Raw genomic sequence first — 10,229 nt, 5'->3', positions numbered from 1 at the left:
GGGGGATGGAGTCGGGGGGAGTGTGGGGTCGGGGAATTCGAGGGCCGCTTATGTAAGTGTTCCGGCTGTGCCTAAGCCTTCGCCGACTAAATCTGCGGATAGTGGTGGGGTTGAGGATCTTCCTGTTCTGCCCGATGAGGACATAGCCAAGGTGCCGCTGACAAAACCAAGTGGCGTTGCGTCGGAACTTCCCAAGGTGCCGAAAGCGGCTAAGACTGATTTTGATCTGCCGGAAGGGGCGGAGGAGGGTGCCTCCCCACAGCCTGAGGTCGCGGCAGGGTCGGAAGGCGCCGTTCAGTCGGCGGCCTCTGGGGATGGGCTTGCTTACGGGGTCTATGTCGGCATTGGTCTGCTGTTGTTGCTGATCGGCGGGTATGTGGGTGCGTGGTTGCGCGGGCGCGCTGGTGGGGGTGAAGGCGTGGGAGCGGGTGCGGTGGCGGCCGTGGGGGTGATTTCGCCGCCGGAGGGCAGAGGCGTCGCCACAACGGGCTTGGTTCGTCGTCGGCCCCCTGTCCTTCTTGCGGCGGTCAAGACTTCGGAGCCCGGACCTGCGGCAGTGGGGCCTGCTGCGTTAGAGCCACCGGTGGTGGATCTGGCGGTAGCGAATTCTGCTGTCCTGGAGATTGCGGCGGTGGAGTCGGCGGCGGAGTTCGCCGCCGTGGAGGCTGGGGTGGTGGAGTCGGCGGCAGTGCAGTTCACCGCAACGCAGCCCGCTGTGCAGCAGCCTGCGGTAGGGGCATTCGCAGCCGAGTCCGCAGCAGCAAGGGCCGCGGCAGCCGAGCCCGCGGCAGCTGAGCCAGCCGTAACTGAGCCAGCCGCAGTTGAGTTGGCTGCCGTGGAGGCTGCGGCAGCGGAACCCGCCGCGATGGAGTTCCCCGAGAAAGAACTCGCCTTAGATGGGGCAGAGGATGATGTGCCGCTGCTCCGGCCCTACATCGCTCGGGCGATCGAACTGCAGGACGGGAGACCGGAGTCGGGCCGGTTATGGCGGTCGTCTGGTGAGGGTTCCGAAGGGTCGAGGTAGGGCGTTAGCAGGATCCCGAGGAGGCGGAGGGCGCCGGCCTTGTCGAGGGGCTCGTTGCCGTTGCCGCATTTGGGGGACTGGATGCACGAAGGGCAGCCTCGTTCGCATTCGCAGGAGGCGATCGCGTCGCGGGTGGCGGTGAGCCATTCTGTCGCGTGGGCGTAGCCGCGTTCGGCGAAGCCCGCCCCGCCATCGTGGCCGTCGTACACGAAGACGGTGAGGAGGCCGGTGTCGGGGTGGAGTTCGGTGGAGACGCCACCAATGTCCCAGCGGTCGCAGGTGGCGAACAGCGGCAGCAGGCCGATTGCCGCATGCTCGGCTGCGTGCGCGGCACCGCCGAGGTCGATTCGCTTGTCGGCTCGTCGATCGATCCTTCGGCCAGTTCGCCGTCGGGTCTCCAGGTCTCCAGGTTGGTCGGTTCGCTGCTGGGTTCCCTGGTTGCTTGGCTGGCCGGGCCGCGGGTCGGTTCCTCGGTCGGTTCGCCGGTCGTCGGGAGGGTCAATTCGCTGCTGGGTTCTCTGGTCGTTTGGCAGCTCGGTTCGCGCCTGGGTTCCTTGGTCGTTTGGCTGGTCGTTTGGTGGGTCGGTTGGGTGGGTGAGTTCGGTTAGGGCGGAGTTGGGGAGGGTCCACCAGACGGCGCGGGTGCGTAGGGTTCGGGGTGGGAGGTCGAGGGGGTCGTCGCCTAGGAGTTCGCCGGTTTGGGTGCGGCGTTTCAGGTAGGAGACGACCTGGCGGGTGACCTCGACTGAGCCGAAATGGAGTTCGCCGGGGCCGAGGGGTCGGGAGCGTAGGGACTCGATGATGCGGATGTCGGTGATGTCTCGGGCGAAGGTCGAATAGTCGGGCGAAGCCGCGGAAACCAAGGCGACGCCCGCTTCGAGGTCGAACTCATCCACCACGTACGTGTCCCCGCGATGAATATGCACAGCCCCGGTATGCACCGTCCCGTGAGCCGACGCCTCGTCCACGGTGCCGAGCAACCGCCCGGTGTCCGACTCGACGATCTGAACCGGGGACCCGCCGGACCCACGGATGTCGGCCAGGTCGACGGCACGATCCCGGCTCGTCCAGAACCAGCCCGTCGTCCGACGTCGCAATAATCCCCGCTCTACCAGCTCATCCAAAACCCCCAACGCCGCAGGACCGAAAATAAGATGATCTTCATCCGAAAGTGGAATTTCGGACGCGGCCGCACACAGATGCGGAGCCAGCACATAGGGATTGTCCGGATCCAGGACGGTCGCCTCCACCGGATGCCCGAACAGCGCCTCCGGATGGTGCACCAGATAGGTGTCCAGGGGATCGTCCCGCGCGATCAGCACGGCCAGGGCGTCCTGCCCATCCCGCCCGGCTCGCCCGGCCTGCTGCCACAAGGACGCCCGCGTTCCGGGCCACCCGGCGATCAGCACCGCGTCCAGCCCGGACACGTCCACCCCGAGCTCCAGCGCGTTCGTCGTCGCCACCCCGAGCAGCTCGCCCGAGCGCAACGCCTTCTCCAGCAGTCGCCGATCCTCGGCCAGATATCCGGCCCGATACGCCGCCACCTTGTCCGCCAGTCGCAGCTCGGGCAGCACCGGCGTGGCAACGGCGGCCCGTGACGGCTGCGCGTGCACTCCCAGCGCGAGTTCGGTGTCGTGCAGGTGTCCCCGGGCCGACAGGGCCACGATCTCGGCCGCGCGCCGCGAGCGTACGAACGCGAGGGTCCGTACGCCGTCCAGGACGAGATCGGTGAGGAGGTCGGCCGCCTCGGCGGTGGCCGTACGGCGGACGGGAGCGCCGCCCTCGCCCCGCAAATCGGTCAGGGGCGGCTCCCAGAGCGCGATGGTGCTCGCGCCTCGGGGAGAGGCGTCACGCGTCACCTCGGCCATCTCAAGGCCCGTCAGGCGCATCCCCGTGGTTCCGGGCTCGCTGGCGGTGGCGGAGGCGAGGAAGAAGACGGGGCGGGAGCCGTACTTGGCGGCGACGCGGCGCAGGCGGCGGAGGATCTGCGCGACGTGGGAGCCGAAGACGCCGCGGTAGGTGTGGCACTCGTCGACGATCACCAGCTGGAGGCGTCGCCAGAAGGACGTCCAGGCGGCGTGCCGGGGCAACATCGACCGGTGGAGCATGTCCGGATTTGTCAGGACGTAGTTGGCGTGGCGGCGGACCCAGGCGCGTTCCTCCATGGGGGTGTCGCCGTCGAAGGTCGCGGGGCGTACCTGGTCGAAGGAAAGTTCCTGGAGGGCGCGGAGCTGGTCGGCGGCGAGGGCCTTGGTCGGGGTGAGGTAGAGGACGGTGGCGCCGGACAGGATTCCGGTGACCGCGGGGACCAGATAGGCGAGAGATTTTCCTGAGGCGGTTCCAGTGGAAATGATCACGTTTTGGCCACGGTGGACGTGCTCGGCGGCGGCGAACTGGTGTGGCCACAGGCCGGACACGCCCTGCACCTCCAGTCGCTCCCGCACCGTCTCGGCGACCCAATCCGGCCATTGGGCTTGACCAGCCTGACGTGCTGGAACATGCTCCACATGAGTGACTCTCCCGTGCCGTGCCGAGGTCGCCAGCAAGCGCTCCAGGAGTGGTCCGCTCCGGCCTGACGCACGCCTGTGGGGGTGAGCGGGTGAAGAGGACCGATTCATTGGTTTCCACCATGGCATCTGCGGGGAGAGTCGCCCGGAGTCGGGATTTCGTATAGACACTGAGGCGTAGCGTGGTTGAATGCCGCGCGTCAGGATCGTGTTTTCCTAGGATGCACGATCTGCATCGGACCTACGCAGGCAAGGCGCTGGAGGATCTGTGGATCTGAAGTTGGACCACCGTACCGAGGACCGTCTCACCATTGTCGAGGTCGAGGGTGAGATCGACGTCTACACCGCGCCCAGATTGCGTGAGCTGCTCATCGACTTGGTGAACAAGGGCAACTTCCACCTTCTCGTGAACATGGAGAAAGTGGACTTCCTCGACTCGACCGGGCTTGGTGTGCTGGTCGGCGGGCTCAAGCGGGTGCGGGCGCACGATGGCTCCCTGGAACTCGTCTGCACTCAGGAGCGCATTCTGAAGATCTTCCGGATCACCGGTCTTACCAAGGTCTTCGGGATCTACGCCTCCGTGGATGAGGCCAAGGAAGCCCACGGTCGAGACAAGTAGTCATGGCCACCGTCGAGCTGACGTTCAGCGCGTTGCCGGCTCATGTGCGCACGGCGCGGTTGGTCGCCACGGCGATCGCGCGCCGTACGGGGGTGGCCGAGGCGTTGCTGGACGAGGTGCGGCTCGCCGTCGGAGAGGCGTGCTCCCGGGCAGTTGAGGCGCATCGCGTCCACTGCCCGGGGGAGCCGATCCGGATCGAGCTCCGGGATGATTCGGGGCGTTTCGAGGTGACGGTCACCGACTCCGCTCCGAACGACGATCTTCAATCTCCGGGTACGGCCAACGGCGTGGTATCGGTCGAGGCATCGGCCGACAGCATGTTCGGGATCGTTCCGGAAATGCCGGGCTTAGGGATCGCGGTGATCGCCGGTCTGGCCGACGATGTCGAGGTCTCGCCAGGGCCGACGGGGGTGCGGATCCGGATGAGCTGGCCGGCCGCCACGCCCAACGGGGTGCCGGCTCACTGAAGCCTCCTGGCTGGTTAGGGGCTGGCCGAATCTGTCCTCCACCCAATTTGGGTCGTCTATAATCCCTCGCAGGGCTTGTCCGTAACCTGATGGACATCAGGTGTCCGGGCGACAAACGACCTGTTTGGGTGGGGGTGGAACCCGTCCTTACTGGACTCGGCCCTAATTAGCGTGCCGTAAGCCCTTCATATCCGCCGACAGGCTGCGTAGACTCCCCCGCACCGGCCAAGGTATTGCGGATTGCAACCGGAAGCGGCACTGCCAACCACCCGGAAGTGCGCCGCTGACGCCCCGTTCGCGATGGGGCACGCTGAAGATACTGTGAGGCTGCGCCTCCCGGGCAGGACCTACCCGTCTGGCCGAGGAGGACGGAATTGTCTGCCTATATCGCCGCTGGCAATGACGCAGCGGTATCCCTGAGCGGTTCCCATCTCACGATCGTGATCGTGGTGGCCGCTGTGGCCATGATCGCGCTGGCCGTCGCCGGCGGCCTCGTGCGCGAGGTACTGGCCGCGCCCCAGGGCACGGAACGTATGCAGAACATCGCGAAAGCCGTACAACTTGGAGCTGCCGCTTACCTGACGCGGCAGTTCCGGACGCTTGCCGTCTTTGTCATCCTTATCCCCTTCCTGCTCTACCTGCTGCCTGCCGAATCGACCGGTGTGGCGATCGGGCGGAGCGTCTTCTTCGTGGTCGGTGCGGTGTTCTCCGCGTTGACCGGCTTCATCGGGATGTGGCTGGCGGTGCGCGGAAACGTGCGCGTCGCCGCCGCCGCCCGGGAAGCGGGTGAGAAGACCGCGATGCGGATCGCGTTCCGCACCGGCGGCGTGGCCGGTATGTTCACCGTCGGGCTTGGCCTGCTGGGCGCGGCCATCGTGGTGTTCGCGTACAAGGGCGACGCGCCGAGCGTGCTGGAAGGCTTCGGCTTCGGCGCGGCGCTGCTGGCCATGTTCATGCGTGTCGGCGGCGGCATCTTCACCAAGGCCGCCGACGTCGGCGCCGACCTGGTCGGCAAGGTCGAGCAGGGCATCCCGGAGGACGACCCGCGCAACGCGGCCACCATCGCCGACAACGTGGGCGACAACGTCGGTGACTGCGCCGGCATGGCGGCCGACCTGTTCGAGTCGTACGCGGTGATGCTGGTCGCCTCGCTGATCCTGGGCAAGGCGGCCTTCGGCACCGAGGGCCTGGTGTTCCCGCTGATCGTGCCGATGATCGGTGTCATCACCGCGATCATCGGCATCTTCGTGACCTCGCCGCGCGCGGGCGACCGGAACGCGATGGCCGCGATCAACCGCGGGTTCTTCATCTCAGCCGCGATCTCGGCCGTGCTGGTGGCGGTCGCTGCGTATGCGTACCTGCCCGCTTCGTTCGCCGAGCTCACGTCGGCTTCGCCCGCCGTTCAGGCGCTCACGGCGGATCCGCGGATCATCGCGATCGGGGCGGTTCTGATCGGCCTGGTGCTGGCCAGTGCGATCCAGATCCTCACCGGGTACTTCACCGAGACCAACCGGCGTCCGGTGAAGGACATCGGGGAGTCGTCGCGTACCGGTCCCGCGACCGTCATTCTGGCGGGTATTTCGGTCGGGCTCGAGTCCGCGGTGTACTCCGCGCTGCTCATCGGCGCGGCGGTGTACGGCGCGTTCCTGCTGGGCTTCGGCAACGTGACCGTGGCGCTGTTCGCGGTCGCCCTGGCCGGGACCGGTCTGCTGACCACGGTCGGCGTGATCGTGTCGATGGATACTTTCGGTCCGGTTTCGGACAACGCGCAGGGCATCGCGGAGATGTCCGGCGACGTCGAGGGCGAGGGTGCGCGCGTGCTCACCTCGCTGGACGCGGTCGGCAACACCACCAAGGCGATCACCAAGGGCATCGCGATCGCGACCGCCGTGCTGGCCGCGACGGCGCTGTTCGGTTCGTTCCGTACGGCTGTCGAGGCTGAACTGGCGAAGGCCAGCGAGGCCGTCAAGGCCGCGCTGGGTTCGTTCCAGAACTTCAGTCTGAGCGTGGACTCGCCGAACGTGCTGGTGGGTCTGATCATCGGTGCGGCCGTGGTGTTCCTGTTCTCCGGTCTGGCGATCAGTGCGGTTGGCCGGGCGGCGATGCGGGTGGTGTTCGAGGTACGGGAGCAGTTCCGCACCAAGCCGGGCATCATGGACTACAGCGAGGAGCCCGACTACGGGCGAGTTGTGGACATCTGCACCAAGGACTCGCTGCGGGAGCTGGCCACGCCCGGTCTGCTCGCGGTGCTGACTCCGATCGCGGTCGGGTTCGGGCTGGGTTACGGGCCGCTGGGCGCGTACCTGGCGGGAGCGATCGCGGCGGGCACGCTGATGGCGGTGTTCCTGTCCAACTCGGGCGGCGCGTGGGACAACGCCAAGAAGCTGGTCGAAGACGGGCACCACGGCGGCAAGGGCTCCGAGGCGCACGAGGCGACCATCATCGGCGACACCGTGGGCGACCCGTTCAAGGACACCGCGGGTCCGGCCATCAACCCGCTGATCAAGGTGATGAACCTGGTCGCACTGCTGATCGCGCCGGCGGTTGTGGTGTACGCGGACAACACCGGGCTGCGGATCGGCGTGACCCTGCTGGCGGTGGTCGTCGTGATCGGTGCGATCTTCGTGTCCAAGCGTCGTTCCGGTGGGGGCATGGAGTCCTCCGACAACAACAAGGAAGAGCTGGAGCCGGTCGCCGGCTGATCGGTTTCTTCCGTTTCGCTGAGGGTCCCCCGTGATGCGGGGGGCCCTCACGCGTGTTCGTAGAATCTGTGCATGGAAGGGCGTTTCGTGCGATGAAGACGTTGATCGTGCTGCGGCACGCGAAGGCGGAGCACACTCCGGGGGTGCTTGATTTTGAGCGCGGGCTTACCCATCGGGGGCAGCGCAACGCGCGCGAGGCGGGGGTGCTGATCGGCCCGCTCAAGCCTGATCTCGTGCTTTCCTCCTCGTCCAAGCGGACGAAGCAGACGGCGGAGTTGCTCGGGCTGGCCGCGCCGCTCGAGCTGGATCGGGACATCTATGAGGCGTATACCGACGAGTTGCTTGTCCTGATTCGCCAGGTCGGGCCGGAGGTGGGGACGCTGGTGCTGGTCGGCCACAATCCGAGCGTGCATGAGCTGGTGATGGGCCTCACCGGTGATGAGGTCGAGACGTTCCCGCCGGGGGCGTTCGCGGTGGTCGAGCTGCCCGGGCCCTGGTCGGAGGTCGATTCCGGCACCGGGACACTGGTGGACACGCACCGGCCCTAGATCGTGGCCAGATTCGACGACAGCGGGCTGGCGGTCGGGTTCGGTCTCGTCGCCGGGGCCTCCGTCGTGATTCCGCTGGTCGTCGGGGTGGCGGTGGGGCATCCCGTGGATGGCGGCGTGGTCGGCATCGGTGCGTGGCTGGTCGCCGTGCGGGCCAACGCCGATCCGCCGGGGGTGCGGGCGGTGGCCATGCTGGCCGGGGTTTTGTCGTTGGCGTTCGGTACGGTGCTCGGCGTGGTGGTCATCGACCGGGAGTGGTTGCTGATCCCGGTCGCGCCGCTGGTCGCCGGGGCCGGCATCCTGTGGCCGCTGGTTGGCTCGACGGCCGCGCTGGCGTTGTTGATCACCGCTGCCAATCCGCTGCCGGTATATCCGGGGGCGCATCTGGGGTTGCAGCTTCTGGGGGGTTTGCTCGCGGCGGTTCTGATCACGTTGCCCTGGGCATGGCGGCGGACTCGGCCGTTGTCCGCCACGCTGGGCGAGGCCGCTGAGGAGCTCGCTGTCCTGATCGAGTCGACCATGTCCGGCTCGTGGGACTCTCAGCGGGTTCGCGCCTCATCTGTGCTTCAGGCGGCTCGTACGGCTTGCGCTCGACATCGCTGGGAGCGACGTTCCCGGGAAGCCGAGCAGGTCACGGCTGGCCTGAGACGGATCTTCTATGAGGCGGTGGCCTTGCATGATCTTGCTGGTGCGGTGGGTCGGGAGGTTCCACCGGATCGGGTGGGTTTGTCTGAGCTGGTGGAGTCGTTGGCGGCTTCTGTGCGGTCGCTGTTTCAGCTGGCGGAGAAGGTTGAGTCGGTTGATTTCGGTGCTCGGATTGATGCGTTGCGGGGGGAACGTCCGGGTGATGAGCGGGAGTTGCTCGGCTTGGTGTTGCTCCGGCAGATCGCGCATGTCGCTGACCGTATCCGCGAGGGTGTCGCCGAGTCCCGGTCGGGTGTGAGATCTCTCACAGGCGCCGTGATGGTGATTCCGCAACTGCCTGAGTGGCCTGGGGCGCGAAAGCGGCGGCCATCGAGTGGCTCAGGCGATTCGACGGGGGAGCCAGGGTGGTCGGCCGATCAGGACGTGTTGGGGTCGAGTGAATCGGGTCCGCCCGGGGTGCCTCCGGTCGAGTCGGCCAGGGAGTCTCTCGTTCCGGATGTGATTTCTCGGGTCGTGGGGCGGTTGCCTCGGGTGAGCCTTGATAGTCCCGACGTTCGTCATAGTTTGCGGGTGGGGCTTGGGACGGTGGTCGCGTGTGTGGCGATTGTCTTGTTCGAGCCGTTGCATGCGCAGTGGTTGGCGTTGACGGTTCTGCTGGTCATTCAGCCGACGTATGGGGAGACGCTCGCGAAGGTCTGGGCGAGGATCTTGGGGAGTGTGATCGGTGGGTTGGCGGCCGCGCTGGTGTTGCTGATCGCGCCGGGGGACTGGGTGCGGGTCGTGATGGTCGGGGTGGCCGCGATGCTCGCGTTCGGGCTGGTGGCGGTGCATTACGCGTATTGGGCGACGTTCATGACGATGTGCGTGCTTCTGCTCATTGATTTTCAGACGCCGCTGTCGCCGGATGCGGCCGCGATTCGGGTGGGGCTGACCGTGTGCGGGGCGTTGATCGCGCTTGCCTGCACGCGTCTGCTGTGGCCGCGTGGTGAGGCGGTGCGGTTGGCCGAACGGGTGGCGCGGTTGCTGGAGTCGCATGCGGAGGCCGCCCGGACGGTGGCGGACGTGAGTCGTGGCAATCGACCGGAACGGCTGGCCGTGGAACGAATCCACCTCGCTGCGCGGGAGGCGGAGGCTGTGGCTCAATCTGTGAGTTCCATCGCGTACGAACCGGGGGCTGTGCCGCCGCAGCATGTGGACGAGGTGCTGGATACCGCCCGCAGGATCCGGGACGACCTGATGACCGTGACGACTGTCCTCCGTGAAGATCCTGGCGAAGTGGGGCCTGCCCCCGGTGTGCTGGACGCTGTTGCGGATCGGCTGGCCGCTGGGGCTGAGGCCGTCAGGATCGGTGAGCCGTACCAGTCGGGTGGGGATGTGGACAGTCGCCTGGCCGATCTGGGGGGATGGCTGGGCAAGCTCGCGGATCGGCGGTTGGACGAGCTCGCGGCGGATCCTGCGGACTCGCGCACCCGTGTGCGTCGCGCGCTTCTGCACGCCGCGGCGACCGATCAAGCGTTGCGCGCCCTGAGCGAGGGGTCGGCTCACATAGTCAAGGAGGCAAGTATCACCAAATGAATTAACGGGAGGACTGCGGTTCTGTGGCGTGCGCTGGTTCAACGGCAATCAATCGATCACCGCGAATCCATAGCGGGCGGGTGGTGAAGCCACGGCGACAACGGGCCGGGCGGGAGCTCGGGCAAGTACAAAAGGGTGGGTG

Annotated in this window: 7 protein-coding genes; 5 read left to right on the top strand and 2 right to left on the bottom strand. The window is 67.0% G+C overall.

The window, feature by feature from the left end; genetic code table 11:
• Positions 1–930: 930 nt before the first annotated feature.
• Positions 931–3,642 (bottom strand): DEAD/DEAH box helicase, encoded by a 2,712-nt coding sequence (gene sftH / locus Aple_RS36260; RefSeq protein ID WP_246264996.1) that lies wholly within the window; start codon positions 3,640–3,642, stop codon positions 931–933.
• Positions 3,643–3,799: 157 nt separating this feature from the next.
• On the opposite strand from sftH, the gene Aple_RS36255 reads away from it, so the two are divergent.
• The 4 genes from Aple_RS36255 to Aple_RS36240 all read left to right on the top strand — a co-directional run bounded on the left by Aple_RS36255 (position 3,800) and on the right by Aple_RS36240 (position 7,867).
• Complete coding sequence (locus tag Aple_RS36255; RefSeq protein ID WP_111171502.1) at positions 3,800–4,150, top strand: STAS domain-containing protein; 351 nt, start codon at positions 3,800–3,802, stop codon at positions 4,148–4,150.
• A 2-nt stretch (positions 4,151–4,152) separates the two neighbouring features.
• Complete coding sequence (locus Aple_RS36250; RefSeq protein WP_155349271.1) at positions 4,153–4,617, top strand: ATP-binding protein; 465 nt, start codon at positions 4,153–4,155, stop codon at positions 4,615–4,617.
• Positions 4,618–5,063: 446 nt separating this feature from the next.
• Positions 5,064–7,319, top strand: coding sequence for a sodium-translocating pyrophosphatase (locus tag Aple_RS36245; RefSeq protein ID WP_373869673.1), 2,256 nt, complete (start codon positions 5,064–5,066; stop codon positions 7,317–7,319).
• A gap of 92 nt (positions 7,320–7,411) precedes the next feature.
• Positions 7,412–7,867: a SixA phosphatase family protein gene (locus Aple_RS36240; RefSeq protein WP_155349269.1), complete on the top strand. Its 456-nt coding sequence runs from the start codon at positions 7,412–7,414 to the stop codon at positions 7,865–7,867.
• Here Aple_RS36240 and Aple_RS52400 read toward each other — a convergent pair.
• Positions 7,864–8,112, bottom strand: a complete 249-nt coding sequence (locus tag Aple_RS52400; RefSeq protein ID WP_170321839.1) for a hypothetical protein — start codon at positions 8,110–8,112, stop codon at positions 7,864–7,866. The genes Aple_RS36240 and Aple_RS52400 overlap by 4 nt on opposite strands.
• Here Aple_RS52400 and Aple_RS36235 point away from each other — a divergent pair.
• Complete coding sequence (locus Aple_RS36235) at positions 8,102–10,087, top strand: FUSC family protein (RefSeq protein WP_170321838.1); 1,986 nt, start codon at positions 8,102–8,104, stop codon at positions 10,085–10,087. The two genes, Aple_RS52400 and Aple_RS36235, sit on opposite strands and share 11 nt — an antisense overlap.
• The last annotated feature ends 142 nt before the right edge of the window (positions 10,088–10,229 follow it).

Source organism: Acrocarpospora pleiomorpha, assembly GCF_009687885.1.
Taxonomy (GTDB): domain Bacteria; phylum Actinomycetota; class Actinomycetes; order Streptosporangiales; family Streptosporangiaceae; genus Acrocarpospora; species Acrocarpospora pleiomorpha.
The sequence above is the reverse complement of the archived record's forward strand: the minus strand, read 5'-3'. Positions and strand labels throughout refer to the sequence as shown.